Source organism: Immundisolibacter sp. (assembly GCF_014359565.1).
Taxonomy (GTDB): Bacteria; Pseudomonadota; Gammaproteobacteria; order Immundisolibacterales; family Immundisolibacteraceae; genus Immundisolibacter.
The window spans coordinates 452934-479361 of sequence record NZ_JACIZD010000001.1; the positions used below are offsets into that span (position 1 = coordinate 452934).

Sequence of the window (26428 nt, forward strand, 5' to 3'; positions counted from 1 at the left end):
GCGAACCCTCCAATCAAGCATTCGGCCCGGGGCGGGCCTCCCACAGGTCGCGGTCTGCTAAACGCCCACTTTTGATCGCAACAGCGCGTTCACCTGCGCCGGGTTTGCCTTGCCGCCGGTGGCCTTCATCACCTGCCCGACCAGGAAACCGAGCACCTTGTCCTTGCCGGCCCGAAGCTGCTCGACCTGCTCCGGATTGGCGGCCAGCACCTCCTCGACGGCCGCCTCGATGGCGCCGCTGTCGGTGATCTGCTTCAGCCCCCGCGCCTGGATGATGGCGTCGGCCTCGCCCTCGCCCTGCCACATGGCGGCGAACACGTCCTTGGCGATCTTGCCCGAAATGGTCTGGTCGGCGATGCGCCCGAGCAGTCCGCCCAGCGCGGCCGGGCCGATCGGGGAGGCGGTGATCGGCAGATCGTCGCGGTTCAGGGCGGCGGCGAGTTCGCCGTTGATCCAGTTGGCGGCGAGCTTCGGTTCCGCGCCGCTGGCCAGTGCGGCTTCGAAGTAGTCGGCCAGCTCGCGCTCGGTCGTCAGCAACCCGGCGTCGTAGTCGGACAGGCCGTACTGGGACACGAAGCGCGCCTGACGGGCCTGCGGCAGTTCCGGCAGTTGCGCGCGCAGTTGCTCCACCCAGGCCTCGGACACCTGGATCGGCAGCAAGTCCGGATCGGGGAAATAACGGTAGTCGTTGGCTTCTTCCTTGCTGCGCATGGCGCGCGTCTGGTTGCGCTCGGCGTCGTACAGGCGGGTTTCCTGCACCACCTGGCCGCCGCTTTCCAGCAGCTCGATCTGACGCTCGACCTCGACCTCGATGGCGCGCTCCACGAACCGGAACGAGTTGATGTTCTTGATCTCGGCCCGCGTGCCCAGTTTGCTGTCGCCGACCCGGCGCACCGACACGTTGGCGTCGCAGCGGAACGAGCCTTCCTGCATGTTGGCGTCGGAGATTTCCAGGTACCGCACCAGGGCGTGCAGTTTTTTCAAGTAAGCCACCGCCTCGGCGGCGCTGGACAGCTCCGGCTCGGAGACGATCTCCACCAGCGGCGTGCCGGCGCGGTTCAGGTCGATGCCGGTCAGGCCGTGGAAGTCCTCGTGCAGGGACTTGCCGGCGTCTTCCTCCAGGTGGGCGCGGGTGATGCCGATGCGCTTGACGGTGCCGTCCGGCAGCGTGATGTCGAGGTGGCCGCGGGCGACGATCGGCAGCTCGTACTGGCTGATCTGGTAGCCCTTGGGCAGGTCCGGGTAGAAATAATTCTTGCGCGCGAACACCGAGCGCGGCGCGATCTGCGCGCCGACGGCCAGGCCGAACTTGATGGCCATGGCCACCGACTCGCGATTGAGCACCGGCAGCACGCCGGGCAGCGCAAGGTCGATGGCGCAGGCCTGCGTGTTCGGCGGCGCGCCGAATGCCGTCGCGGCGCCCGAGAACAGTTTGCTGCGGGTGGCCAGCTGGCAGTGGACTTCCAGGCCGATGACGGTTTCCCAGGCGCTCATGCTTGGGCCTCCGGCGCGCGGCGCATGTGCCAGTCGGTCACCTGCTGGTAGCGGTGGGCGACGTTCAGCAACCGCGCCTCGTCGAAATCGCGGCCGATCAGCTGCAGCCCCACCGGCAGGCCCTGCACCAGCCCGCAGGGAACGGACAAGGCCGGCAGGCCAGCCAGATTCGCCGCGATGGTGTAGATGTCCGACAGGTACATGGCGACCGGGTCGTGCTGCTTCTCGCCCAGGCGAAAGGCCGGCTGCGGCGTGGTCGGCGCGGCGATCACGTCCACCTGCCCGAACGCGCTCAGAAAGTCTTCACGAATCAACCGCCGCACACGCTGGGCCTTCAGGTAATAGGCGTCGTAGTAGCCGGCCGACAGCACGTAGGTGCCAATCAGGATGCGCCGCTTGACCTCGGCACCGAAGCCCTCGCTGCGCGTGCGTTTGTACAGATCGGTCAGGTCGGCCGGATTTTGCGCCCGGTAGCCGTAGCGCACGCCGTCATAGCGGGCCAGGTTCGACGAGGCCTCGGCCGGCGCGACGACGTAATAGGCCGGCACCGACAGCGCCGTGTGCGGCAGCGCGATGTCCACCAGCTGGGCGCCCAGGCGCTCCAGTTCCGCCAGAGCCGCGCGCACGGCATCGCCGACGGCGGTATCCAGGCCGGCATTGAAATATTCCGCCGGCAGGCCGATGCGCAGGCCGCTCAAGGGCGCCTCCAGCGCGGCCGCGTAATCCGGCACCGGGCGGTCGATGCAGGTCGAGTCGCGCTCGTCGAAACCGGCCATGACCTGCAGCAGCAGCGCCAGGTCGGCCGCCGAGCGGGCCATCGGCCCGGCCTGGTCCAGCGACGAGGCAAACGCCACCATGCCGTAGCGCGACACCCGGCCGTAGGTGGGCTTCAGGCCGCAGATGCCGGTCAGGGCTGCCGGCTGGCGGATCGAACCGCCGGTATCCGTGCCCGTCGCCGCGCTGCATAGGCCGGCCGCCACCGCCGCCGCCGAACCGCCGCTGCTGCCGCCCGGCACGCGATCCAGATCCCAGGGGTTGCGCACCGGGCCGTAGAACGAGGTCTCGTTCGACGAGCCCATCGCGAACTCGTCCATGTTGGTCTTGCCCAGCATCACCGCGCCGGCGGCGGCCAGGCGCTGGACCACGGTGGCGTCGTAGGGCGCGATGAAGTTGTCCAGCATCCGCGACGCGCAGCTGGTGCGCACACCGTCGGTGCAGAAGATGTCCTTGTGGGCGATCGGGATGCCGGCCAGCGGACCGGCATCGCCGCCGGCCAGCGCCGCGTCGGCGGCCGCCGCAGCCGCGGTGGCCGCCTCGGCCGTGACGGTGATGAAGGCGTTCAGTGCAGCGTTTCGAGCGCCGATGCGGGCCAGGTAGGCGGCCGTCAGTTCGGTGGCCGAATAATCGCCCCGGCGCAGCGCGGCGGCCTGTTCGGTCAGGGTCTGGTCGAGCATGGGTCAGGCTTGCCGTGGGGTGTAAACTGCGCTCATTCGATGACCTTTGGCACCAGATACAGGCCGTCCTGCACCGCCGGTGCGATGGCCTGGAAGCGGCGCCGCTGGTCGGTTTCGGCGACGGTATCGGCGCGCAGGCGCTGGCTGGCGTCGATCGGATGGGCCAGGGGGGGCACCTGCGCGGTGTCGGCACCGTCCAGCTGGGTCACCAGTTCCAGAATGGTGCTCAGTTCGGCCGCATAGGTCGTCAGCTGCCCGGCCGACACCTCGATGCGGGCCAGATGCGCCACCTTGCGCACCTCGTCGCTGCTTATCGACACCCTGTTCCTCGCCGCTGGTTGTTAACGCCGGGCGCCGTTGCTAGATTGCGGCGCCACGGCAGTTTTGTTGCCGTTCCAATATCTTAGAGGCCGGTCGGACCCACTGATGTTCAAAAAACTGTTCGGGCTTTTTTCGAGTGATCTTGCCATCGACCTTGGCACCGCCAACACGCTGGTGTCGGTACGCGGGCGAGGCATCGTGCTGCAGGAGCCTTCCGTGGTGGCCATCCGCCACGGCGCCAGCACCAACGGCCGCAAGGTGATCCAGGCGGTGGGCATCGAGGCCAAGCGCATGCTCGGTCGCACGCCCGGCAACATCACCGCCATCCGGCCGCTCAAGGACGGCGTGATCGCGGATTTCTACGTCACCGAGAAGATGCTGCAGCACTTCATCCGCAAGGTGCACGAACGTGGTTTCTTCCGCCCCAGTCCACGCGTGGTGGTGGGCGTGCCCTGCGGCTCGACGCAGGTGGAAAGGCGCGCCATTCGTGAATCCGCGCTCGGCGCCGGGGCCCGCGAAGTATATCTGATCGAGGAACCCATGGCCGCCGCCATCGGCGCCGGGCTGCCGGTCAGCGAGGCCACCGGCTCGATGATCATCGACATCGGCGGCGGCACCACCGAGATTGCGGTCATCTCGCTCAACGGTCTGGTGTACTCGGAGTCGGTGCGCATCGGCGGCGACAAGTTCGACGACTCCATCATCAACTACGTGCGCCGCAACTACGGCACGCTGATCGGCGAGTCCACGGCCGAGACCATCAAGCATCAGATCGGTTCGGCCTATCCGGGCAACGAGGTGCTGGAAATCCAGGTCAACGGCCGCAACCTGGCCGAGGGCGTGCCGCGCAGCTTCACGCTCAACAGCAACGAGGTGCTCGAGGCGCTGCAGGACCCCCTGCACGGCATCATCGCCGGCCTGCGCAAGGCGCTCGAACAGATCCCGCCGGAACTTTCCGCCGACGTGGCCGAGCGCGGCATGGTGCTGACCGGCGGCGGCGCGCTGCTGCGCGGCATCGACAGGCTGTTCTCGGAGGAAACCGGCCTGCCGGTGGTGGTGGCCGACGAGCCGATGCTGTGCGTGGCCAAGGGCGGCGAGATGGCGCTCGATTTCATCGACCAGGTCACCGACATCTTCGACGAGGAGTGAGTTCCCGCGCGGCCGATCCGGTCGCGCGGTATCGCCGCATGTCCCATGCCTAGCCTGTTCCGGCGCCGCCCGTCGCTGGCGCTCCGCCTGCTGCTGGCAACGCTGGCGGCAGTGGTGCTGCTGTTTCTGGACCAGCGCGGTCCGCGCCTGGTGCCGCTGCGCAGCACCTTGCTGACCGTGCTGCACCCGGTGCAGCAGGCCATCGATCTGCCGTTTCGGGCCTGGGCCTGGGGCACCGACAACTTGCGCGAACGCGCCGTCCTGCGCGCGCAGACCGCTGCCCTGCGCGAGCAGAACCTGCGCCTGCATCTGCAGGTGCAGACGCTGGACGCCCTGCAGGCCGAAAACCGCCGCCTGCGTGCCTTGCTCGATTCGCTGGCGCACACGCAGCAGCCGCTGCGGGCGCTGATCGCCGGCACGGTCAAGGTCGGCCTGGACCCCTACATCGGGCAGATCCAGATCGACAAGGGCTCCCTGCAGGGCGTGTTCGTCGGCCAGCCGGTGCTCGATGCCGACGGCGTGGTCGGCCAGGTGCAGCACGTGGCGGCGCAGACCAGTCAGGTGCTGCTGATTACCGACAGCCGGCACGCCATACCGGTCAAGTGCGTCCGCAGCGGGGTACGCGCCATCGCCGTGGGCCGCGGGCCGATCGGTGCGCTCGACCTGCCCTACCTGCCCAACCACGTCGATATGGAAGTGGGCGACGCGCTGGTCACGTCCGGGCTGGACGATGTGTTCCCGCCGGACCTGCCGGTGGCCACGGTCAGCAGCGTGAACCGCATCGGCGAGGGCGAGTTCGCCGAGGTGCAGGCCACGCCGCGCGGTCGCGTGGACCGCATCCAGGAGGTATTGCTGGTATGGCCGGCGGCGCAGACTGCGCCCGCCGATCCCGGCGCCGCGACGGCCCCGGCGTCAGTCCCGTGAGCGCCGCGCCCGTCCCGCCCCGGAGCATGGCCATCGCCGCCAGCCTGCTGGCGGCAGGATTGCTGTTGTCGGCGCCGCTGCCGGCCTGGGCGGTGGCCTGGCAGCCGCCCTGGCTGACCCTGGTGCTGGCCTATTGGTGCCTGGCCCAGCCGGACCGGGTGGGGATAACCGCCGGCTTCACGCTGGGCCTGTTGCAGGACGCGCTCACCGGCGCGCCGCTGGGCCAGCATGCGCTGGCGCTGGCCGTGGTGGCGGCCGCCGTGTTGGCCGAACATCAGCGTCTGCGCGTGTTGCCGTTGTGGCAGCAGGCGCTGCTGCTGGTGCCGCTGCTGTTGGTACAGCAACTCATCGTGGCGCTGGTGACCGGCAGCAGCGGGCGGCCGGTGTCGGCCGGCATGCTGCTGCCGGCCTTCAGCGGCGCCCTGGTGTGGCCGTGGCTGTTCCTGACCCTGCGCGACCTGCGCCGCCGCGCCAGTCGCTGAGCCCATGGTGCGCCGCCAGCAGACCATCAAGGACCCGGCAGCGGAACTGCGCCTGTTCCGGCGCCGCGCGGCGCTGCTGCTGGTCTTGATGGCACTGGCCGGCGGCGGTCTGCTGGTACGCCTGGGCTTCCTGCAGGTGGTGCAGCACGACCGCTACGCCACCGCTTCCCGTAACAACAGCATCCGCGCCGAGGTGATCGCGCCGGCGCGCGGCGTCATCACGGACCGCAACGGCACGCTGCTGGCCGAGAATGTGTCCAGTTACAGCCTGTACCTGACGCCCGAGAGCGTGCCGGACACGGCCGCCACACTGGCCGGACTCGGGCGCCTGATCGACCTGCGTCCTGCCGACCTGGAGCGCTTCGCCAGCCTGCGCCGCACCCGCCCGCGCTTCGAGGCGCTGGTGCTGCGTCGCAACCTGGACGACACCGAGGCGGCGCGCTTTGCCGCCCACCGTCATCAGTTTCCCGGCGTGGAGCTGCGCGGCGACCTGTCGCGCCATTACCCGCTCGGCTCGCTGACCGCGCACGTGGTCGGTTACGTCGGCCGCGTCAGCGAAGCGGAACTGGCGCAGGCCAGCGCCGAGCAGCGCGCCACCGACAGCATCGGCAAGACCGGCGTCGAGAACTTCTACGACGCGCTGCTGCAGGGCCGGGTCGGTTATCAGCAGGTGGAAGTGGATGCCCATGGGCGGCGGCTGCAGGTGCTCGATCGCACCCGGGCGCAGCCGGGCACGCCGCTGCGCCTCGAACTGGACATCGACCTGCAACGGGCGGCGCAGGCCGCGCTGGCGCAGCGCCCGGGTGCCGTGGTGGCCATCGACCCGAGCAGCGGCCATGTGCTGGCCATGGTCAGCGAGCCGGCCTTCGATCCGAACCTGTTCGTCGGCGGCATCGGCAACGCGGATTACCGCGGCCTGATGGACAATCCGGAGCGACCGCTGACCGACCGGGCCCTGCGTGGGCTGTACCCACCGGGCTCGACCATCAAGCCGTTGATGGGCCTGGCCGGATTGGTCAGCGGCGTGGTGACGCCCGACAGTCACGTCTGGTGCCCCGGCTGGTACACGCTGGGCAATTCCCCGCACCGCTACCGCTGCTGGCAACGCCACGGCCACGGCCGCATGGAACTGCTGCGGGCCGTGTCGCAGTCCTGTGACGTGTATTTCTACGACCTGGCCCTGAAGCTGGGCATCGACCGCATGCATGAGCAGCTGGGCCGCTTCGGGCTGGGGGCGCGCACCGGGATCGACCTGCCCGGCGAGCAGGCCGGTGTGCTGCCGTCGCAGGCCTGGAAGCGCAGTGCCCGCAAGGCGCCCTGGTATCCGGGCGAGACCCTGATTGCCGGCATCGGTCAGGGCTATAACACCGCCACACCGCTGCAGCTGGCCTACGCCACGGCACTGCTGGCCAGTCGTGGCCAAACGCCGACGCCGCGACTGGTAGCGCCACCGCTTGGCCTGCCGCCGGCCGCGCCCGGCCAGTCGCCACAGGCCAGCCCCGAGCAGTGGCAGATCATTGCCGATGCCATGCATGCCGTGGTCTCGCCCGGCGGTACCGCCTTTCGGGCGCTCGCCGGTGCGCCGTACAGCGCGGCCGGCAAGACCGGCACGGCGCAGGTGTTCAAGCTCAGCCAGCGTGCCGACGACCGCGGTCGCACGGCGCCACAGCATCTTCAGGACCATGCGCTGTTCATCGCCTACGCGCCGCTGGAAGCGCCGCGCATCGCGCTGTCAGTGGTCGTCGAGCATGGTGGCTCGGGCAGTGGCACCGCCGCGCCGGTGGCCCGGCAGGTGCTCGATGCCTGGCTGGCGCGCCCGGGAGGCACATGAACAACTGGCTCGCTTTCTGGCGGCGGATCGCCATCGACTGGGCGCTGCTGATCGGCCTGCTTGGCCTGTGCACCATTGGCCTGCTGCTGGCCTATAGCGCCGGCGCCGAAGCCCTGCCGGCGGTGAAAAACCAGGGCCTGCGGGTGGGGCTCGGCCTGCTGCTGCTGGTGGCGGTGGCGCAGGTCCCGATCGCCTGGTTGCAGCGCCTGGCGGCGCCGATTTACCTGCTCACGCTGCTGCTGTTGCTGGTGGTCGACGCCATTGGTGCCATCGGCCACGGCGCACAGCGCTGGCTGGAGCTCGGCCCGCTGCGCTTCCAGCCCTCGGAATTGGCCAAGCTGGCCGTTCCGATGATGGTGGCGCGCTACCTGAGCGACCGCCCATTGCCGCCGACGGCGCGTGACATTCTGGTCAGCGGCGCACTGGCGCTGCTGCCGGTGTTGCTGATCGCCGTCCAGCCGGATCTTGGTACCTCGCTGCTGGTGGCGGCGGCCGGCCTGTCGGTGCTGTTTCTGGCCGGCCTCAGCTGGCGGGTGATCGGCCTTTTCACAGGGCTGGCGGCCGCCGCTGCACCGTTGATGTGGCTGTTTGGCATGCATGACTACCAGCGCCAGCGCGTGCTGACCCTGTTCGATCCGCAGCGCGATCCGCTGGGCACCGGCTACCACATCATCCAGTCGACCATCGCCATCGGCTCGGGCGGTTTCTACGGCAAAGGCTGGCTCGAAGGCACCCAAACGCGCCTGCAATTCCTGCCCGAAAGCGCCACCGACTTCGTGTTCGCCGTGTTCGGCGAGGAATTCGGCCTGCTGGGCGCCATCGGCCTGCTGCTGCTGTACGGCTTTATCATCGGCCGCGGCATGCACATTGCCGCGCAGGCCAGCGACGGTTTTGGCCGGCTGCTGGGCGGCGGACTGGTGTGCACGTTTTTCGTTTATGTTGTGGTCAATATCGGCATGGTCAGCGGCGTGCTCCCGGTGGTCGGGGTACCGCTGCCGCTGGTCAGCTACGGAGGCACTTCGATGGTTACCCTGATGCTCGGTTTCGGCATGCTCATGGGCATCCGCGCCCATCGCAAACTGTGGCCGGCATGAGGCGTCTGGCCGCCCTGCTGCTGGCGCTGGGCAGCGCCGCGCCGGCCTCGGCCGTGCCGCTGGCCGAACATCCGCCGCTGCAGGCCCTGATCGATACCCTGGTCAGCCAGGACGGTTTCGCGCGGGCCGATGTCGAGCGCCTGCTGGCCGGCGCGCAGTTCCAGCAGGGCATCGTCGACGCCATCACCCGTCCGGCCGAGAAGATGCCCTGGTATCGCTACCGGCCGATCTTCCTGACCCAGCAGCGCATCGACGGCGGCGTGGCCTTCTGGCGCGAACACGCGGCGCTGCTGGCGCGGGCCGAGCGCGAACACGGCGTGCCGGCGTCGATCATCACCGCCATCATCGGCGTGGAGACCCGTTACGGCGCCGTCACCGGTCGCTACCGGGCGCTCGACGCGCTGACCACGCTGACCATCGCCGGCCTGCCGCGCAGTGCCTTCTTTGGCCGCGAACTGCGTGAACTGCTGCTGCTGGGCCGCGAGGAACGGCTGGACCTGACCGGCCTGAACGGCTCCTATGCCGGCGCGCTGGGCCTGCCGCAGTTCATCCCGTCGAGCTACCGCGCCTACGCGGTGGATTTCGACCAGGACGGCCGGCGCGACCTGCTCGGCAGCCCGGCCGACGCCATCGGCAGCGTGGCCAACTACCTGCGCCGTCACGGCTGGGAAGCGGGCCAGCCGATCACCGCCGCGGCCACGGCAACCCCCGCCGCGGCCAGCCTGGGCGGGACCGATCCGGCCCTGAAGTACACCGTGAGTCAGCTGCTTGCCGGCGGCGTCAGCGCCCCCGGCGCGGCGCCCGGCTCGCGCAAGGCGGCGCTGATCCGCCTGGAGGCCGAGCAGGGCGACGAGTACCACCTCGGTTTCCAGAACTTCTACGCCATCACCCGCTACAACCACAGCCCGCTGTACGCGATGGCGGTCACGCAACTGGCGGCAGCCATCGGTGCGCAGCACCCGGCCTCACCCTGAATCCGATGTCGCCGCCGGCCGGCTGGCGCTGCTGCTGGTGCTGCTTCTGGCCGGCTGCGCCGGTCCCGGCAGCCGGCCCGGGCCGGACTACCGCAAGGACGGCCCGCCGACCACGGCGGTGGACATCGACGCCATCCCGGACGCCGTGCCGCGCGCCGAACCCCTGTGCCAGCCGTGCCTGCGCCCGTATGAGGTCGAAGGCGTCGCGTTCCGGCCGCTGGCCAGCGCAGCCGGTTACCAGGCGCGCGGCATCGCCAGCTGGTACGGGCGCGAGTTCGACGGCCGCCCGACCGCCAACGGCGAGCGTTACGACATGCTGGCCATGACCGCCGCGCACCCGACCCTGCCGATTCCGAGCTACGCGCGGGTCACGCATCTGGCCAACGGCCGCAGCGTGATCGTTAGAATCAACGACCGCGGACCGTTCAGGCGCGGCCGGCTGATCGATCTGTCCTACGTGGCCGCGGCCAAGCTGGGCCTGGTCGGCCACGGCAGCGGACTGGTCGAGGTGCGGGCCGTGCTGCCGGGCGGATCGCCCGCGCCGGCGGTCATCACGGCCAGCGCATCGCCGGGCGCGCGAGCACTGCCGACCGATGCGGTCTACCTGCAGGTCGGCGCCTTTGGCGAGGCCGCCGCCGCGCAGCGCCTGGCCAGTCGCCTGCGCGGCGAGGCGCTGGCGCCGGTCAGCGTGCAGCCGGCCAACAGCGACAATCGCTGGCTGCACCGGGTGCGGGTCGGCCCGCTGCCGCAGGCGCTGGTGGAACAGACCGTGGCCCGGCTGGGGGCGCTCGGCCTGTCGGCCCTGCGCCTGCCGGCGCACTGATTCACCGACATCGTCAGGATTTTCGGATCCCTAACACCGTTTTCGCGGGCCAGTTGCCACCTCCTGGCAGCGGCCAGCCACTTACCTCAAGAGTCACCATGCAATCCAGATATGCCCTTGTCCGCCGCGCCTTCGGCCTGATGTTTCTGACGGCCGCCGCCACCGCGGCGCCGATACCCAGCGCCCCGCAGCTGGGCGCGCGCAGCTACGTGCTGTACGACTACCACACCGGTCAGGTGCTCACGGCCAAGGATCCGGAAGTGCCGCAGCCGCCGGCCAGCCTGACCAAGATCATGACCGCCTACGTGGCCTTCGATGCGCTCAAGAAAGGCGAGCTCAAGCTGGATGAGGAAATCACCATCAGCGCCGATGCCTGGCGCACCGGCGGTTCGCGCAGCTTCATCGACCCGGCCAAGCCGGTGCCGGTCGAGGTGCTGGTGCATGGCGTGCTGACGCAGTCCGGCAACGACGCCACACTGGCGCTGGCCGAGCACATGGCCGGCACCGAGACCGCCTTTGCCGACCTCATGAACGCCCAGGCCAAGCGGCTCGGACTCACGCAAACCCATTTCGTGAACTCGCACGGCCTGCCAGCGGACGATCACTACTCCAGCCCGCTCGACATGGCGCACCTGGCGGCGGCCACCATCCGCGATTTCCCCGACTACTACCCCTGGTACGCGCTCAAGTCCTTCACCTGGAACAACATCACCCAGCCGAACCGCAACCGCCTGCTGTTCTGGGACGCCAGCGTCGATGGCCTCAAGACCGGCTACACCGAGGCCGCCGGCTACTGCCTGGTGGCCTCCGCCAAGCGCGAGGACATGCGCCTGATCGCGGTCATCATGGGCAGCGCCAGTGACCGCTCGCGCTTCCAGGAAGCGCAGGCCCTGTTCAACTGGGGTTTTCGTTTCTTCGAAACCCACCGTCTGTACCCGGCCGGCGAGAAGCGCACCGACGCCCCGGTGTTCGGCGGGCAGGAGCGCTCGGTGCCGCTGGGCCTGGCCGAGGATGCCTACATCACCGTGCCACGCGGCAAGTACGCCGAACTGGCCGCCTCGGTGGAAGTGGCCCCGCGCCTGACCGCACCGGTGGCCAAGGGCTCGGCGCAGGGCACGCTGCGGGTGAAGCTCGGTGACGAGGTCCTGATGGAGCGCCCGCTGGTGGCGCTGGCCGACGTCGGCGAGGGCAACATCTTCAGACGCGCCATCGACGCCGCCCGCCTGTGGTGGCAGGAATGAGCCCATGAGCGTTGCCCTGCCCAACGAGGCCGACATCACGGTCCATTTCGACGGCGCCTTCATGCCGCTGTCGCAGGCGCGCGTGCACCCGCTGGATCGCGGCTTCATCTACGGCGATGGCGTGTACGAGGTGATCCCTGCCTACGGCGGGCATTACCTGCGCCTGGACGCGCACATCGCGCGCCTGGAGCGCAGCCTGGCCGAGGCGCGCATCGCCAACCCGTACCCGGCCCAGCGCTGGGCGGAAATCCTGACCGAACTGCTCAGCCGCCACGGCGGCGGCGATGCGTCCATTTACCTGCAGGTCACCCGGGGCGTGGCGCCGCGCGATCATGCCTTTCCGGACTGCCCGCCGACCGTGTTCGCCATGCCGCGCGTACTCAAGCCGGTGCCGACCGGCCAGGTCGAGGGGGGGCTTAAAGCCATCAGCCTGGCCGACATCCGCTGGCAGTGGTGCCAGATCAAGTCGATCTCGCTGCAGGGTGCGGCCATGCTGCGCCAGCAGGCCATCGACGCCGGCGCCGACGAGGCCATCCTGCATCGCGGGCGCTGGGTCACCGAAGGTGCCGCCGCCAACGTGTTCGCGGTGATCGACGGCGCCGTGGTCACGCCGCCGCCGAGCAACTGGCTGCTGCACGGCATTACCCGCGACCTGGTACTGGAACTGGCGGCGCAGGTCGACCTGCGGGTCGACGAACGGCCGCTGCGCCTGAAGGAACTGCTGGCGGCCGACGAGATCTGGCTGTCGAGCTCCACCAAGGAAGTGTTGGCGGTAACGCAGCTCGACGGCGCGCCGGTCGGCGACGGCCGGCCGGGTCCGGCCTGGCGGCGGGTGTGGGACGCCTACCAGGCCTTCAAGGCCGACCTGCGCGCCCAGTGACCGGGCTGCGCCTGCGCCGGCTGGGGCAGGTGGACTACGCCGCCTGCCTGGCGGCCATGCAGGACTTCACCGACCGGCGCACGGCCGACACGCCGGACGAGCTGTGGCTGCTGCAGCACCCGCCGGTGTTCACGCTGGGTCTGGCTGGCAAAGCGGAACACGTGCTGGACGCCGGCGACATCCCGGTCGTGCAGTGTGATCGGGGCGGGCAGGTCACCCACCACGGGCCGGGGCAGGTCGTGCTGTACACGCTGCTCGACCTGAAACGCGCCGACATCGGCGTCAAGGCGCTGGTGACCACGCTGGAGCAGGCGGTCATCGATCTTCTGGCCACGCTGGGCATTGACGGCGAACGGCGCGCCGGCGCCCCGGGCGTGTATGTGGCGGGGGCCAAGATCGCCGCGCTGGGGCTTCGCGTGCGCCGGGGCTGCGCCTACCACGGCCTGAGCCTGAACGTGGCCATGGACCTGGCGCCCTTCGAGCGCATCAACCCCTGTGGCTATGCCGGGCTGGCGGTCACGGACCTGCGCACCCTGGCGCCGGCCGCTGCGGACCCGCAGCGGATCGGTGAGTGCCTGGCAAGGACGCTTGCCACGCTGCTTGACCGGCCGCTGGCCGACTGACGGGCGCAACGCCGATTCGGGCGGGCGCATTCGGCCCGAGGGCGGGCCTCCCACGCAGAAGGATTGTGGGAGCGGCGCCCCGCCGCGAATGCTCTGGGACCGAGTTCCTGGTTGCCGCATGACCCGCGGCGAGCCTGGGACCGGCCCGCCTATCCGAAAGCCCCGTCTGCCAGGCCGCAGGCAGCCGTCGTCAGCAGCCGCTTGATCGGAGCTGCCCGATCCACCGCCAGCAGCCCCGCGCCGCGCAGGGCGCGCAGCGGCGCTGCACCGGCGGTGAACAGCCGGTGCAGGCCGACGATGGCCTGCACCACCGGCAGATTCTGGCTGCGCCGCGCCCGCTCGTAAGGACGCAGCGTCTGGATGAGCCCCGGATCGCGCCCACTGTGCAGGGCGGCGATCACCAGGCGCGCCAGCGCCGCCGCATCGCCGATGCCCAGATTGGCGCCCAGACCGGCCATCGGATGCACCACATGCGCCGCGTCGCCGATCAGCGCCAGCCGCGGGCCGACATAACGGGCCGCTTCCAACCCGCGCAGCGGGATGACGGCCCGCTCGCCAATGGCCGTGATCTGGCCCAGGCGATGCTCGAAGGCTTGGCCCAGTTCCAGCATGAACTCGCCGGCCGGCAGCGCAGCCAGGCGCTGCGCCTCGGGCGGCGTGGTGGACCAGACGATCGAGCAGCGGCCATCGGCCAGCGGCAGAAAGGCCAGCGGGCCCGTGGGCAAGAAACGCTGGCGGGCGGTGTGGGCATGCGGGCGCTCGGTGGCGACATGACCGACCAGGGCGCACTGCCCGAAATCGTCGGCCGCCGCGCCGATCCCGGCCCGCAGGCGCAGCGGCGAGGCCGCGCCGTCGGCGCCAACCAGCAAGCGCATCGTCAGTTCGCGGCCATCGCCGAGGCGCACGATCACGCGGTCAGCCCGCACCTCCCAGTCATCCAGCACGGCGGGAGCGAGCAGGCGCGCCGCCGGCAGCTCGGCCAGGCGCGCATGCAGCGCGGCGACCAAGGCCCGGTTCTCGGTAATCGAGCCCAGCCACGGCTGGCCGATTTCCGCGCTGTCGAAGCGGATGCTGCCCACCGAAGCGGCGTCCCACACCTGGATATGGCCAAACGGCGCCCGGCAGGCCGCAGGCACCAGCGGCCAGGCGCCCAGGCGCTCCAGCAGGTCGACGGCCGCGGCGTGGATGGCGCTGACGCGCACGTCGAGCGGCTGTCCCGGCGCCGGCAGCGACGGGGCCGCCTCCCGGTCCAGCATCGTGACCGCGACCCCCGCATCGGCCAGCGCCAGCGCCAGGGTGGCGCCGGTGATGCCGGCGCCGACGATCAGTACCTCGCAGTCGCTCATGGCCAGCGGCCGCGTTGCAGGCGATTTTGCGCGCCGCCCAGGCCCATGGCGCGCGTCATCAAACGCCGCTTGACGGGAGCCAGCAGGTCCAGTGCCGCCAGGCCCAGGCCACGGGCGCCCGCCAGCGGTGGGGCCGGGTTCTCGAACAGCCGCGGCAACCAGCCGGTGACCTGCCGCAACTGCCGCCAGTCGTCCTGCCGTGCGCGTTGATACGCCGCCAGCAGGCCGGCGGCGCCCGGATCATCCTGGCCGGCCGCCGCCGCGGCCAGCAGCCCGGCTACCGCCGCCACGTCGCGCAGCCCGAGGTTGAAGCCCTGCGCGGCGATCGGGTGCAGCGTGTTGGCGGCGTTGCCGATGGCCAGCACCCGCTCGCCGGTCGCCTGCACCAGCCAGCTCTCGGCCAGGCGCACGCTGCGTGGATTCGACAGGCCAAGAAACTTGCCGGCCCGCCAGCCGAAGGCCTCCTGCGCAATCGGCGCCAGATGCTGCGGCGGCAGCGCGGCCAGGTCGCTCGCCCGCTCGTGCGGCAGGGTCCAGACCAGCGTGTAGTCGCCCGCTGCGCAGCCGGGCAGCAGTGCCATCGGGCCGCTGGCGGCAAAGCGTTCGTGCGCCGTGCCGGCGTGCGGCCGATCGGTGCGCAGTTGCGCCAGCAGCACGCTGTCCTGCGTCTGGCGCGCCCGGCGGGGCAGGCCGGCCAGCCGACACACGGTCGAGTCGCTGCCGTCGGCCGCCACCAGCAGGCGCGTGCTGACCGCAGTGTCGCCTTCGGGGCCGCTCAGTGTGACGTCGAGCGCGCCGTCGCGCGGCGTCAGCGCGGTCACTGCGGCAGCGCGGCGCGTCACTGCAGTTTCGGCGACGCGCGCCAGCAGGGCGCGCTGCAGGACCCGATCGCCCACCACCCAGCCGAGCGCCGGGGCGCGGACATCCACCGCCGCCATGCGTGTCACGCCCGGCCAGCCTTTTTCGGTGACTTCCAGCCGCGCAATGGGCACCGCCTGTGGCGCCAGTGCCGGCCACGCGCCAAGGCCCTGCAGGATGCGCTGGCTGCCCAGACCCAGCGCCAGCGCGCGCCGGTCCGGCTGACCGGGCGCCGGTGGCGGCGCGGCATCGACCAGCCACACGCGCAGCGGCAGCGGCGAGAGCGCGCAGGCCAGCGCCGCGCCGGCCGGCCCGGCGCCGGCGATCAGCACATCGCAGTCGGTGCTCATGCGGCGGCCATCAGGGCTTCGATGTCGGCCACTGTCTTGGGCACGCCATCGGTGGTGATCTCGTGCCCGCGGCGGGTGACCAGCACGTTGTCCTCGATGCGGATGCCGATGTTCCACCATTTTTTTGCCACTCCCGGCGTGCCGGCAGCGATGTACAGCCCCGGCTCGACCGTGGTGACCATGCCCGGCTCGAACACTCGCCAGGCGTCGCCGAGCTTGTACTCGCCCACGTCGTGCACGTCCATGCCCAGCCAGTGACCGGTGCGGTGCATGTACATGGGCCGGTAGGCGCCTTCCTCGATCAGTTGCCGCAGCTCGCCCTTGAGGATGCCAAGGCGCACCAGGCCGGCGGTGAGTACCTCCACTGCCGCCTCATGGGGTTCGTTCCAGTGGTTGCCGGGCCGCACCTTGTCGATGGCGGCGTGCTGGGCATCCAGCACGATCTCGTACAGGGCCTTTTGTTCCGGGCTGAAGCGGCCGTTGATGGGGAAGGTGCGCGTGATGTCGGCGGCGTAGCAGTCCAGCTCGCAGCCGGCGTCGATCAGCAGCAGCTCGCCGTCGTTCAGGCGGGCGTTGTTTTCCACGTAATGCAGGATGCAGCCGTTGGCGCCGCCCCCGACGATCGGCTCGTAGGCCGGCAGGCGCGCGCCCTGGCGGATGAACTCGTGCCGCAGCTCGGCCTCGATCTGGTACTCCCACATGCCCGGCCGGCACACGCGCATGGCGCGGCAGTGAGCGGCGGCAGAAATGTCGGCCGCACGGCGCATCACCTTCATCTCGGCCGCGCTCTTGAACAGGCGCAGGTCGTGCAGCAGATGACCCAGGTCCGCGAACTCGCTGGGCACGTGCACACCCGCGCGGCTCTTGCTGCGCAGGCTGTTGACCCAGCCGAGCACGCGCTGGTCGAACTCGCTGTGCGCGCCCAGGCTGTAGAACACCTTGCCGCGGTTCTCCAGCAGGCCGGGCATGATGTCGTCCAGATCGGCGATCGGGAACGCATCGTCGGCGCCGAAGTGCTCGCGTGCACCTTCCGGTCCGGCGCGGCGGCCGGTCCAGGTCTCCTTGGCCGGGTCGCGCTCGCGGCAGAACAGGATGTACTCACCCTGTGGCCGGCCCGGGATCAGCACCGCCACCGCCTCGGGCTCGGCAAAGCCGGTCAGGTACTGAAAATCGCTGTCCGGGCGAAACGGAAACTCCGTGTCGCGGTTGCGCAGGTGGTGCGGATTGGTCGGGACGATGGCGATGCCGCCGTCCATCTGCTGCATCAGGGCGCGGCGGCGGGCGGCGAATTCTTTGGGGGACATGGCGTGGCTGGCGGCTGGTTGATGGCGGTGCGGGCGGGTCCGGTGCGCGTGCAGCCCGGCCGTGCTGGCCGGAAAATATCCGGTACGGCATTTTGCGGCCGGCTTGGTAGATCATAGCCGGCCCCCGTCCACGTCGGGCATCCCGGGAGCACAGACCATGGCACAGCAGGACGAGGCGCTGGCGGCACTGGAAGAATGCCTGCAGGCCGCTGTGCAGCGGGTCGAGGGCTTCGTGCTGGAGTACCGGGCCATGCGCGCCCGGCATCAGCAGCTGCTTGCCGAGCGCGCCGATCTGATGGACAAGGCCAACGCCGCGCGCAGCCGGGTCGAGACCATGATCGCGCGCCTGAAGAACATGGAGCAGCCATGAGCAGGGACAGCGGGGGCGTGGCGGTGCGCGTGCTCGAGCGCGAGTACGTGATCGCCGCATCCGGCGAACAGCGCGACGCGGTGCTCGCCAGCGCTGATTACCTAAACGAGCGGCTGCGGGAGCTGCGCCGCGGCGGGCGGGTGGTCGGCAACGACCGCCTGCTGGTGCTGGTGGCCCTGAACGTGGTCAACGAGCTGCTGCAGGAACGCGGCGCCCGCCGGGATCAAGCGGCCGCCATCGAACGGCTGGGCGCGCTCGCGGCGCGCCTGACCGCCGCCCTCGGCACACTTGAGCCGACGCCCCATTCCGGGTAATCATTGGCACGGGTTCCACTGCGGTGTTCGTGAGTGGATCAATCATTTTCTTGAACCACAAAGCGCAAGCTTTGGAAGCTGTTCGCCGGCCTGTGTGCAGGACCGCCCTGGTAGCGGGAAGCCTGATGGCCGGCCCCTGCTTCCACCTTGAACCATCAGGTTCAAGAGTGACGAACCGCAACGGCACAAGTGGTGGAACCCGCTGATTTCCCGGCCCTCGGCGCCCCGGCGCCGCCGGCCAACCTGCCCGCCCTGCGCCGCAGCCTGCGCGCCGGGCGCCGGCAGATCGGCCGATCCGCGCGCCGCTTGGCCAGTGCTGCCGTTGCCCGAAAATTGTCGACCCTGCCGGCGTTTCAGCGCGCATCGCGCGTGGCCGGCTACTGGCCGGCCGATGGCGAGATCGATCCGCTGCCCGCTCTGGCGCGCGCCTTCGCGGCCGGCAAGGCCTGCTACCTGCCGGTGCTTTGCCCGCAGCGGGATGGGCATCTGTATTTCGCGCGCTGGTGGCCGGGGGCGCCGCTGCGCCGCAACCGCTTCGGCATCGCCGAGCCGGTCGCCCCGCGCCGGGCCTGGCTGGCGCCGCGCATGCTGGACCTGGTGCTGGTGCCGCTGGTGGCTTTCGACATGGCCGGCAATCGCCTGGGCATGGGCGGTGGCTACTACGACCGCAGCTTCGCCTTCGTGCGCCTGGCTTGCTGGCGCCGGCCGCGCCTGGTCGGTGTTGCCTTCGACCGCCAGCGCGTTGCGGGCCTGCCGCGACGGCCCTGGGACGTGCCGCTGGACGCCGTGATCACCGAGCGCCACCGCCATTCCTTCAGGCCGCTTTGAGGCGCCCGGGCGCCATGCTCTAATGCCGGCCCGCGAGGTCCCATCACTCATCCGTCAGCCGGGGATCAATTCATGTCCGACAGCTACCTGTTCACTTCGGAGTCGGTGTCCGAAGGCCATCCCGACAAGATCTGCGACCAGATTTCGGACGCCATCCTGGACGCCTACCTGGCGCAGGATCCGGACGCCCGCGTGGCCTGCGAGACCCTGACCAAGACCGGCCTGGCCTTGGTGGCGGGCGAGATCAAGGTCAAGAAGGGCGTCTTCATCGAGACCGAGGAAATCATCCGCGGCGTGATCAAGGACATCGGCTACACCAGCTCGGACATGGGCTTCGACTGGGAGACCTGCGCGGTCATCAACGCGCTGGGCAAGCAGTCGAAACACATCAACCAGGGCGTCGACCGGCCCGATCCGGAAGACATGGGCGCCGGTGACCAGGGCCTGATGTTCGGCTACGCCTGCCGCGAGACCGACGTGCTGATGCCGGCGCCGATCACCTACGCGCACCGGCTGGTGCGCCGCCAGGCCGAGCTGCGCAAGAACGGTACGCTGCCGTGGCTGCGCCCGGACGCCAAGAGCCAGGTCAGCTTCCTGTACGAGGGTGGCCGCCCGGTGCACATCGACACCGTGGTGCTGTCCACCCAGCACGCGCCCGGCATCGAGCAGTCGGATATCCGCGAGGCGGTGATCGAGCAGATCATCAAGCCGGTGCTGGGCGACTGGCTGGCCGATCAGCCGACCATCCACGTCAACCCGACTGGATGCTTCGAGATCGGCGGGCCGATGGGCGATGCGGGTCTTACCGGGCGCAAGATCATCGTCGACACCTACGGCGGCATGGCCCGCCACGGCGGCGGCGCGTTCTCCGGCAAGGATCCGTCCAAGGTCGACCGTTCCGCCGCCTACGCCGCCCGCTACGTGGCCAAGAACATCGTCGCCGCGGGTCTTGCCGAGCGCTGCGAGGTGCAGGTGTCGTACGCCATCGGCGTGGCCGAACCGACCTCGATCATGGTCGATACCTTTGGCACCGGCCAGGTCAGCAACGTCACCCTGACGCGGCTGGTGCGCGAGCACTTCGACCTGCGCCCGGCCGGCATCCTGCGCATGCTGGACCTGAAGCGGCCGATCTATCGCGCCACCGCCTCGTATGGTCACTTCGGCCGCGACGAGGCAGATTTCACCTGGGAGCGCACCGACCGCGCCGACGCCTTGCGCGCCGCGGCCAACTGAGGGTCGGTCAGAGCTCGGCGCTGCCGGCCGGCTGCACATTGCTGCTGGCGAGCGCGCGCAGCGCTGCCGCCAGTCGCGGATCGGCAGTGGTTTTGGCCACTGTTTCGAGGTGTTCCCGGCTGGCGGTGCTGAGCGGTACCGGCAGCGGCGGCGCAGCGGATGGTGCCGCGCCGGTGGCCGTGGCCACGTGCACCTGCACCGCGTCGACCGGGCCGTAGGGCCAGTCGGCCAGCTGCCGGCACAGCTGCGGCGCCATGAAACGCAGGCGCGTCGCCCAGGCGCTGCCGCTGACGCCCAGACGCAGACGGCCGCGGTCCAGGGCCGCGCTGCGCAGCGCGGCGGCGAGGTCTGCCGGCAGGCGCTGCCGCAGCTGCGCCAGCAGTCTGGCGTGTTCCTCGCTCGCATGCAGCAGCTGCGCAAGCGGTCCGCCGGCAGCCGCCAGCAGCTTGTGAAGGTGTTGCTGGGAACCCATAATGCCTGCCCCCGGTCCGGCCTCCCATGGCTTGGCGACCGCCCGGATTATAGTGTTCCGCGATGATCAGCCTGCATATTCACTGGCTCCGCACCGGCGGCCAGCGCAGCCTCAGTCTGCACGGACCTACCCTGCTGGCGCTCGGCGGCCTGGTGCTGGGCGCCCTGGCCGGCAGTTTTGCGCTGGGCGCGAGCCTGCCGCTGGCCGAAGCGCTGCGCGACCGCAAGGCCGTTCGCCACGAGCTGCGCGCGCAGCGCTCGCGGCTGGACGACACGCTGCTCAGCGCACGCGCCCAGGCGCAGGCCCTCGCCAGCCGACTGGGTGAACTGCAGGGCCGCCTGACGCAGCTGGAGGCCGTCGGCCAGCGCGTAAGCGAAGCGGCCCGGCTGGCGCCGGATGCCTTCGATTTCGACGCCCCGCTGACCAGCGGTCCGGCCGGCGAGCAGCCCTTCGCGGTGGTCGATTTCGTGGCTGAGCTGGACGGTTTGTCGCGCCAGATCGACCGCCGCGCGGCGCAATTTTCGGTGCTCGACCGGGTCATCGGCGCCGGCCTCGTCGAGCGCGGCCCGCAGCTGCCCTCGCCGGTGCCGGGCGCGCAGCTGTCGTCGTACTTCGGCAGCCGCAGCGACCCGTTCAGCGGCCGGCGGGAGTTTCACCCCGGCATCGATTTTCGTGCCCCGCAGGGCGCACCCATCCAGGCCATGGCGGCCGGCGTGGTGGTCGGCAGCGGCTGGGAAAGCGGCTACGGCAACGTCGTCGAGATCGATCACGGCAACGGTTTCCGCACCCGGTATGCCCACAATCAGGCCAATCTGGTTACCAAAGGTCAGACAGTGAAACGCAGTCAGCTCATCGCCCGCGTCGGCCGCACCGGCCACGCCACCGGCTCGCATGTGCACCTCGAGGTGCTGCGCGGCGGTCGACTCATGGATCCGGCCGATTATTTGGGTGCGCTGGCGGCCGGCGAGCCGCTGCGCACGGCCACCCGCTGAGGCCGGCCACATGCTCCAGTCCCTAGTGCGGCGCATCGTCGGCAGCCGCAACCAGCGCGAAGTGAAGCGCTATTTCAAGTCCGTCGGGCGCATCAATGCGCTGGCGCCGCAGTTCGAAGCGCTGACCGACGCTGAGCTTCGGCAATGGACCGATACCCTCAAGCAGCGCCACGCCAACGGCGAAACGCTGGACCAGCTGCTGCCGGAAGCCTTCGCCCTGGTGCGCGAGGCGGCCGGCCGGGTGCTGGGCATGCGCCATTTCGACGTGCAGCTGGTCGGCGGCATGGTGCTGCACGAGGGCAAGATCGCCGAGATGCGCACCGGCGAGGGCAAGACCCTGGTCGCCACGCTGCCGGCCTACCTGAACGCGCTGGCCGGCAAGGGCGTGCACGTGGTGACGGTGAACGACTACCTGGCGCGCCGTGATGGCGCCTGGATGGGCCGGGTGTACGAGTTCCTGGGCCTGACCACCGGCATCATCGTGTCGAACCTGGACCAGGCGGCGCGTCAGGCCGCCTACGCGGCCGACATCACCTACGGCACCAACAACGAGTTCGGCTTCGACTACCTGCGCGACAACATGGCCTTCACGGCTGCCGACCGTGTGCAGCGCAGAAGCTACGGCATCATCGACGAAGTGGACTCGATCCTCATCGACGAGGCGCGCACGCCGCTGATCATCTCCGGCCCGTCCGAGGGCAGCACCGAGCTGTACGCCAAGGTCAACGCGCTGATTCCGCGCCTGACGCGCCAGACCGAACCGGACGGCCCGGGCGACTACCACGTCGACGAGAAAACCCGTCAGGTGCTGCTGACCGATGCCGGTCACGAGCACGCCGAGCAGCTGCTGGCCAAGGCCGGCCTGCTGGGCGAGGGCGAGAGCCTGTACGACGCCGCCAATATCACCCTGATGCATCACCTGAACGCCGCGCTGCGCGCCCACGCGCTGTTCCAGCGCGACGTGCATTACGTGGTCAACAACGGCGAAGTGATCATCGTGGACGAGTTCACCGGGCGGCTGATGCCCGGCCGGCGCTGGTCCGAGGGCCTGCATCAGGCGATCGAGGCCAAGGAGAAGGTGCCGGTCAAGCAGGAAAACCAGACCCTGGCCACCATCACCTTCCAGAACTATTTCCGCCTCTACGACAAGCTGTCGGGCATGACCGGCACCGCCGACACGGAAGCCTTCGAGCTGCACTCGATCTACGGCCTGGAAGTGGTGGTCATTCCCACGCACCGGCCGATGGTGCGCAAGGATCATGGCGACCAGGTGTTCCTGACGGTGGAGGAGAAGTACGACGCCGTGCTGGCCGACATCACCGACTGTCACAGCCGCGGCCAGCCGGTACTGGTCGGCACCGCCTCCATCGAGACCTCGGAGCTGGTGTCCGCGCGGCTGAAAAAGGCCAACATCCCGCACCAGGTGCTCAACGCCAAGTACCACGAGCAGGAAGCGCAGATCATCGCCCGCGCCGGCGAGATCGGTGCCGTCACCATCGCCACCAACATGGCCGGCCGCGGCACCGACATCGTGCTGGGCGGCAACCTGGAGGCACGCCTGCACGGCGTCGAGGATCCGGCCGAGCGCGAACGCATCCGCAGCCAGTGGCAGGCCGAGCACGACAAGGTGGTGGAACTGGGCGGCCTGCACGTGGCCGGCACCGAGCGCAACGAATCCCGCCGCGTCGACAACCAGCTGCGCGGCCGCTCCGGGCGCCAGGGCGACCCCGGCTCGTCGCGCTTCTATCTGTCCCTGCAGGACGATCTGATGCGCATCTTCGCCTCGGAGCGGGTCTCCGGCTGGATGCAGAAGCTGGGCCTGGAACCGGGTGAGGCGATCGAGCACCGCTGGGTCACGCGCGCCATCGAGAACGCCCAAAAGAAAGTCGAGGGCCGCAACTTCGACATGCGCAAGCAGCTACTCGAATACGACGACATCGCCAACGAGCAGCGCAAGCTGATCTACCAGCAGCGCAACGAACTGCTGGAAGCCGACGACGTGTCCGGCACCGTGCTGGCCATGGTGCGCGACGTGGTCGGCGCCACCGTGGACCGCTACCTGCCGCCCGGCAGCGTGGAAGAGCAATGGGACCTGGCTGGCCTGAAGGAAGCCCTGCACGACGAGCTCGGCAGCGCCTGCGACCCGGCGGAACTGGCCAGCCAACCGGACATGGACGCCGCCGCGCTGCGTGCCCGGCTGATCGAAATCATCGAAGCGGAGCTTGCGCAAAAGCAGTCCCGGGTCGAGCCGGCCGTCATGCGCCACTTCGAGAAGGCGGTCATGCTGCAGGTGCTCGACAGCCACTGGAAGGACCATCTGGCGGCCATGGATCACCTGCGCCACAGCATCCACCTGCGCGGCTACGCCCAGAAAAATCCCAAGCAGGAATACAAGCGCGAGGCCTTCACCCTGTTCACGCAGATGCTCGATCGGATCAAGACCGACGTCGCCACCACCCTGCTGCGCGTGCAGGTGCGCGCCGAGGAAGACGTGGAAGCGGTCGACCGTCAGCGCCGTCCGGCCGGCGAATACGACTACCAGCATGCATCGGCAGGTGCGCTGGAAGGCGAGGCCCAGGCCGAGGAAGCCGACCTGGCCGTGGCCCAGCGCCCATCGGCGGCGCCCTTCGTGCGCGGCATGCCCAAGGTGGGCCGCAACGAGCCGTGCCCGTGCGGCTCCGGCAAGAAATTCAAGCAATGCCACGGCCAGCTACAGTGAGCGCCGGGGCCTGATCGGGGGCGCCGCGCCATGGCCGTGAACCTCGCCGCGCCGGACGCGCTGACCCCCGTGGCCGGCGTGCGCCTGGCGGCCGTTGCCGCCGGCGTGCGCAAGCCGGGCCGCGACGACGTGGTGCTGCTGGAACTTGCCCCCGGCAGCCGCGTGGCGGCGGTATTCACACAAAACGCCTTCTGCGCCGCGCCCGTGACGCTGGCCAGGCAGCACTTGGCCGCGGCCGCGCCGCGCTTCCTGGTGATCAACAGCGGCAATGCCAACGCCGGCACCGGCGCCGCGGGCCTGGCTGCCGCGACTGCCTGCTGCGCCGAACTGGCGCGCCTGGGCGACTGCTCGGCGCAGTCCGTGCTGCCGTTCTCGACCGGCGTGATCGGCGAGCCGCTGCCGGTTGATCGCATCAGCGCCGTGCTGCCGGCCGCCCTGGCCAGTCTGCGTGCCGATGGCTGGAGCGCCGCCGCCCGCGCCATCATGACCACCGACACCGTGGCCAAGGGTCACAGCGTCACCGTCGCCAGCCCGCAGGGGCCGATCACCGTGACCGGCATCGCCAAAGGCTCGGGGATGATCCACCCGAACATGGCGACCCTGCTGGCCTACGTGGCCACCGATGCCGCGGTGGCGCAGCCGGCCCTGCAAGCCTGCCTGGCGCGCGCCGTGGGCGGCAGCTTCAACCGCATCACCGTGGACGGCGACACCTCCACCAACGACGCCTGCGTGCTGATCGCCACCGGTCAGGGCCCGGTCACGGTGGACGATCTGGCAAGTCCAGCCGGACCGGCGCTGCAAACCGCCGTGGACGAGGTCTGCCGCGTGCTGGCGCAGGCCATCGTGCGCGACGGCGAGGGCGCCACCAAGTTCATGACCGTGCACATCGAAGGCGGGCGCGACGCCGCCGAGTGCGCGCAGGTCGCCTATGCCATCGCCCGCTCGCCGCTGGTCAAGACGGCTTTTTTCGCCAGCGATCCGAACTGGGGGCGCATCCTGGCCGCCGTCGGTTACGCCGGCCTCGACGCGCTGGCCATCGAGCGCGTGAACGTGTACCTGGGCGACGTGTGCATCGTGCGCGAGGGCGGCCGGGCGGCGGACTACACGGAGGCCCGCGGCCAGGCCGTGATGTCGCAGGACGAAATCACCGTGCGCGTTGAGCTTGGCCGCGGCGGCGCCCAGACCACCGTCTGGACCTGCGATTTCTCCTACGACTACGTGCGCATCAACGCCGAGTACCGCACCTGACCGCGGGCGCTTCAGCGCGCTGGCCATGAGCCGCGATCCGGTCCACGTCGCCGTCGGCGTGCTGCGCCGCGCGGGCGAAATCCTGCTCACGCGCCGCCTGGCCGGCACCCACCTGGCCGGTTACTGGGAATTCCCGGGCGGGAAATTCGAGCCCGGCGAAATGCCGGAACAGGCACTCGCCCGCGAACTGCGCGAAGAACTCGGCATCGAGGTCGTGACCACGCAGCCGCTGATCCGCCACCGTCATCCCTACCCGGGCCGCGACGTCGTCCTGCACACCTATGAGGTCACAGCCTGGCAGGGCGAACCGCGCGGCCTGCAGGGCCAGGCGCTGCGCTGGCTGCCCGCCGACCTCATCGACCCGGCCGACTTGCCGCCCGCCGACGGACCGCTGCTCAGCGCCGCGCGGCTGCCCGACATCTACGCCATCAGCGGCGATTTCAGCGACCAGGCGGATTGTCTGCGCCGCGTCGAGCGCCTCATCGCCGGCGGCGTGCGCTTGCTGTGCCTGCGCTGCCCGGACCTGGACGCCGGCACCCACCGCGCCCTGGCAAGCGCGGTGCTGGCCCGGGCCCGGCCGATCGGCATGCAGGTCCTGCTGCATGGTGCGGCGGATTGGCTGACCGAACTTGCCGCGGAACTTGGCGCCGGCCGCCACCTGCCGGCGCGCGCCTTGGCGGCGCTCGACCAGCGCCCGTTGCCGCCCGGCGCCTGGTGCGCGGCCTCCTGCCACGACGCGAGCGAACTCGCCCAGGCGGCCCGCATCGGCTGCGACTTTGCCGTGCTGTCGCCGGTTGCGGTCACGGCCAGCCATCCGGACCGGCCGGCGCTCGGCTGGGCGCGTTTCGCCACGCTGGTCGAAGCCGCCGCCTTGCCGGTCTTCGCGCTGGGCGGCATGCAGCCAGAACTGGCCCGCGCCGCCCGCGAGCACGGCGGGCAGGGCGTGGCCGTGCTGCGTGGCTTGTGGAGCCGTGCCGGCGGCTGATCGTCTGTAGTCAGCCGCGCGGATGGCTCGCCGCCGCAGCGGCAACTGCCCGTCTATCACAGCAGCGGGCTCACTCCCACTCTATTGTCAACGGCCAGTCGCTTTTCATAGGTAAGGAC

Annotated in this window: 25 protein-coding genes and 1 other RNA gene; 19 read left to right on the forward strand and 7 right to left on the reverse strand. The window is 70.2% G+C overall.

Translation table 11 applies throughout. The features are described from left to right. Window positions 1-57 precede the first annotated feature (57 nt). The 3 genes from gatB to gatC are packed head-to-tail and all read right to left on the reverse strand — an operon-like array spanning window position 58 to window position 3268. Window positions 58-1494, reverse strand: coding sequence for an Asp-tRNA(Asn)/Glu-tRNA(Gln) amidotransferase subunit GatB (gene gatB / locus H5U26_RS02180; protein ID WP_290616198.1), 1437 nt, complete (start codon window positions 1492-1494; stop codon window positions 58-60). Continuing rightward, the gene (gene gatA / locus H5U26_RS02185) at window positions 1491-2948 is read right to left on the reverse strand and encodes an Asp-tRNA(Asn)/Glu-tRNA(Gln) amidotransferase subunit GatA (protein ID WP_290616200.1); all 1458 of its coding nucleotides are present in this window, start codon (window positions 2946-2948) and stop codon (window positions 1491-1493) included. Before gatA ends, gatB begins: the two co-directional genes overlap by 4 nt. A 32-nt stretch (window positions 2949-2980) precedes the next feature. Continuing rightward, entirely contained in the window at window positions 2981-3268 is a 288-nt protein-coding gene (gene gatC, locus H5U26_RS02190) for an Asp-tRNA(Asn)/Glu-tRNA(Gln) amidotransferase subunit GatC (RefSeq protein WP_290616202.1), read from the reverse strand. Between the two features lie 106 nt (window positions 3269-3374). Here gatC and H5U26_RS02195 point away from each other — a divergent pair, with 106 nt between their 5' ends. The 10 genes from H5U26_RS02195 (at window position 3375) to lipB (ending at window position 13290) form a co-directional block, all read left to right on the forward strand. Continuing rightward, window positions 3375-4418 (forward strand): rod shape-determining protein, encoded by a 1044-nt coding sequence (locus tag H5U26_RS02195; protein ID WP_290616204.1) that lies wholly within the window; start codon window positions 3375-3377, stop codon window positions 4416-4418. A 45-nt stretch (window positions 4419-4463) separates the two neighbouring features. Further along, entirely contained in the window at window positions 4464-5342 is an 879-nt protein-coding gene (mreC, locus tag H5U26_RS02200) for a rod shape-determining protein MreC (protein WP_290616205.1), read from the forward strand. A 26-nt stretch (window positions 5343-5368) separates the two neighbouring features. After that, window positions 5369-5824, forward strand: a complete 456-nt coding sequence (mreD, locus tag H5U26_RS02205; protein ID WP_290616207.1) for a rod shape-determining protein MreD — start codon at window positions 5369-5371, stop codon at window positions 5822-5824. Window positions 5825-5828: 4 nt separating this feature from the next. Continuing rightward, complete coding sequence (gene mrdA / locus H5U26_RS02210) at window positions 5829-7655, forward strand: penicillin-binding protein 2 (protein ID WP_290616209.1); 1827 nt, start codon at window positions 5829-5831, stop codon at window positions 7653-7655. Continuing rightward, window positions 7652-8749, forward strand: coding sequence for a rod shape-determining protein RodA (gene rodA, locus H5U26_RS02215; protein ID WP_290616211.1), 1098 nt, complete (start codon window positions 7652-7654; stop codon window positions 8747-8749). The genes mrdA and rodA overlap by 4 nt, the downstream gene beginning before the upstream one ends. Then, on the forward strand, window positions 8746-9723 hold the full coding sequence (gene mltB, locus H5U26_RS02220) for a lytic murein transglycosylase B (RefSeq protein ID WP_290616213.1): 978 nt from the start codon (window positions 8746-8748) through the stop codon (window positions 9721-9723). The genes rodA and mltB overlap by 4 nt, the downstream gene beginning before the upstream one ends. Continuing rightward, window positions 9698-10546 carry a septal ring lytic transglycosylase RlpA family protein gene (locus H5U26_RS02225; protein WP_290616215.1) on the forward strand — a complete coding sequence of 283 codons (849 nt, stop codon included), beginning with the start codon at window positions 9698-9700 and terminating at the stop codon, window positions 10544-10546. The genes mltB and H5U26_RS02225 overlap by 26 nt, the downstream gene beginning before the upstream one ends. A 98-nt stretch (window positions 10547-10644) precedes the next feature. Then, window positions 10645-11787, forward strand: a complete 1143-nt coding sequence (locus tag H5U26_RS02230; protein ID WP_290616217.1) for a D-alanyl-D-alanine carboxypeptidase family protein — start codon at window positions 10645-10647, stop codon at window positions 11785-11787. Between the two features lie 4 nt (window positions 11788-11791). Further along, the gene (locus H5U26_RS02235) at window positions 11792-12667 is read left to right on the forward strand and encodes a D-amino acid aminotransferase (protein ID WP_290616219.1); all 876 of its coding nucleotides are present in this window, start codon (window positions 11792-11794) and stop codon (window positions 12665-12667) included. Next, entirely contained in the window at window positions 12664-13290 is a 627-nt protein-coding gene (lipB, locus tag H5U26_RS02240; protein WP_290616221.1) for a lipoyl(octanoyl) transferase LipB, read from the forward strand. Before H5U26_RS02235 ends, lipB begins: the two co-directional genes overlap by 4 nt. 149 nt (window positions 13291-13439) lie before the next feature. On the opposite strand, the gene H5U26_RS02245 is transcribed toward lipB, so the two are convergent. The 3 genes from H5U26_RS02245 to pepP are packed head-to-tail and all read right to left on the reverse strand — an operon-like array spanning window position 13440 to window position 17148. Next, on the reverse strand, window positions 13440-14636 hold the full coding sequence (locus H5U26_RS02245; RefSeq protein ID WP_290616223.1) for an FAD-dependent oxidoreductase: 1197 nt from the start codon (window positions 14634-14636) through the stop codon (window positions 13440-13442). After that, window positions 14633-15844 (reverse strand): FAD-dependent monooxygenase, encoded by a 1212-nt coding sequence (locus tag H5U26_RS02250; RefSeq protein ID WP_290616224.1) that lies wholly within the window; start codon window positions 15842-15844, stop codon window positions 14633-14635. Before H5U26_RS02250 ends, H5U26_RS02245 begins: the two co-directional genes overlap by 4 nt. Continuing rightward, window positions 15841-17148 (reverse strand): Xaa-Pro aminopeptidase, encoded by a 1308-nt coding sequence (pepP, locus tag H5U26_RS02255; RefSeq protein ID WP_290616225.1) that lies wholly within the window; start codon window positions 17146-17148, stop codon window positions 15841-15843. Before pepP ends, H5U26_RS02250 begins: the two co-directional genes overlap by 4 nt. Before the next feature lie 157 nt (window positions 17149-17305). Between pepP and H5U26_RS02260 the strand changes: the two genes are divergently transcribed. The 5 genes from H5U26_RS02260 to metK all read left to right on the forward strand — a co-directional run bounded on the left by H5U26_RS02260 (window position 17306) and on the right by metK (window position 19893). After that, on the forward strand, window positions 17306-17518 hold the full coding sequence (locus H5U26_RS02260; protein ID WP_290616226.1) for a hypothetical protein: 213 nt from the start codon (window positions 17306-17308) through the stop codon (window positions 17516-17518). Continuing rightward, window positions 17515-17832, forward strand: coding sequence for a cell division protein ZapA (zapA, locus tag H5U26_RS02265; RefSeq protein WP_290616228.1), 318 nt, complete (start codon window positions 17515-17517; stop codon window positions 17830-17832). Before H5U26_RS02260 ends, zapA begins: the two co-directional genes overlap by 4 nt. Before the next feature lie 12 nt (window positions 17833-17844). After that, window positions 17845-18032: non-coding RNA, 6S RNA (ssrS, locus tag H5U26_RS02270), on the forward strand. Continuing rightward, a complete protein-coding gene (locus H5U26_RS02275) occupies window positions 18022-18660 on the forward strand; it encodes a 5-formyltetrahydrofolate cyclo-ligase (protein ID WP_290616230.1) in 639 nt (212 codons plus the stop codon). The genes ssrS and H5U26_RS02275 overlap by 11 nt, the downstream gene beginning before the upstream one ends. Window positions 18661-18732: 72 nt before the next feature. After that, window positions 18733-19893, forward strand: coding sequence for a methionine adenosyltransferase (gene metK / locus H5U26_RS02280; protein ID WP_290616232.1), 1161 nt, complete (start codon window positions 18733-18735; stop codon window positions 19891-19893). A 7-nt stretch (window positions 19894-19900) separates the two neighbouring features. Here metK and H5U26_RS02285 read toward each other — a convergent pair whose 3' ends face one another. Continuing rightward, a complete protein-coding gene (locus H5U26_RS02285; protein WP_290616234.1) occupies window positions 19901-20365 on the reverse strand; it encodes a DciA family protein in 465 nt (154 codons plus the stop codon). A 62-nt stretch (window positions 20366-20427) separates the two neighbouring features. Between H5U26_RS02285 and H5U26_RS02290 the strand changes: the two genes are divergently transcribed. The 4 genes from H5U26_RS02290 to H5U26_RS02305 are packed head-to-tail and all read left to right on the forward strand — an operon-like array spanning window position 20428 to window position 26309. Then, window positions 20428-21357, forward strand: coding sequence for a M23 family metallopeptidase (locus tag H5U26_RS02290; protein ID WP_290616236.1), 930 nt, complete (start codon window positions 20428-20430; stop codon window positions 21355-21357). A 10-nt stretch (window positions 21358-21367) separates the two neighbouring features. Then, window positions 21368-24076 carry a preprotein translocase subunit SecA gene (gene secA / locus H5U26_RS02295; RefSeq protein WP_290616238.1) on the forward strand — a complete coding sequence of 903 codons (2709 nt, stop codon included), beginning with the start codon at window positions 21368-21370 and terminating at the stop codon, window positions 24074-24076. A 30-nt stretch (window positions 24077-24106) separates the two neighbouring features. Continuing rightward, complete coding sequence (argJ, locus tag H5U26_RS02300) at window positions 24107-25324, forward strand: bifunctional glutamate N-acetyltransferase/amino-acid acetyltransferase ArgJ (protein ID WP_290616240.1); 1218 nt, start codon at window positions 24107-24109, stop codon at window positions 25322-25324. A gap of 25 nt (window positions 25325-25349) precedes the next feature. Further along, window positions 25350-26309 carry a Nudix family hydrolase gene (locus H5U26_RS02305; RefSeq protein WP_290616242.1) on the forward strand — a complete coding sequence of 320 codons (960 nt, stop codon included), beginning with the start codon at window positions 25350-25352 and terminating at the stop codon, window positions 26307-26309. The last annotated feature ends 119 nt before the right edge of the window (window positions 26310-26428 follow it).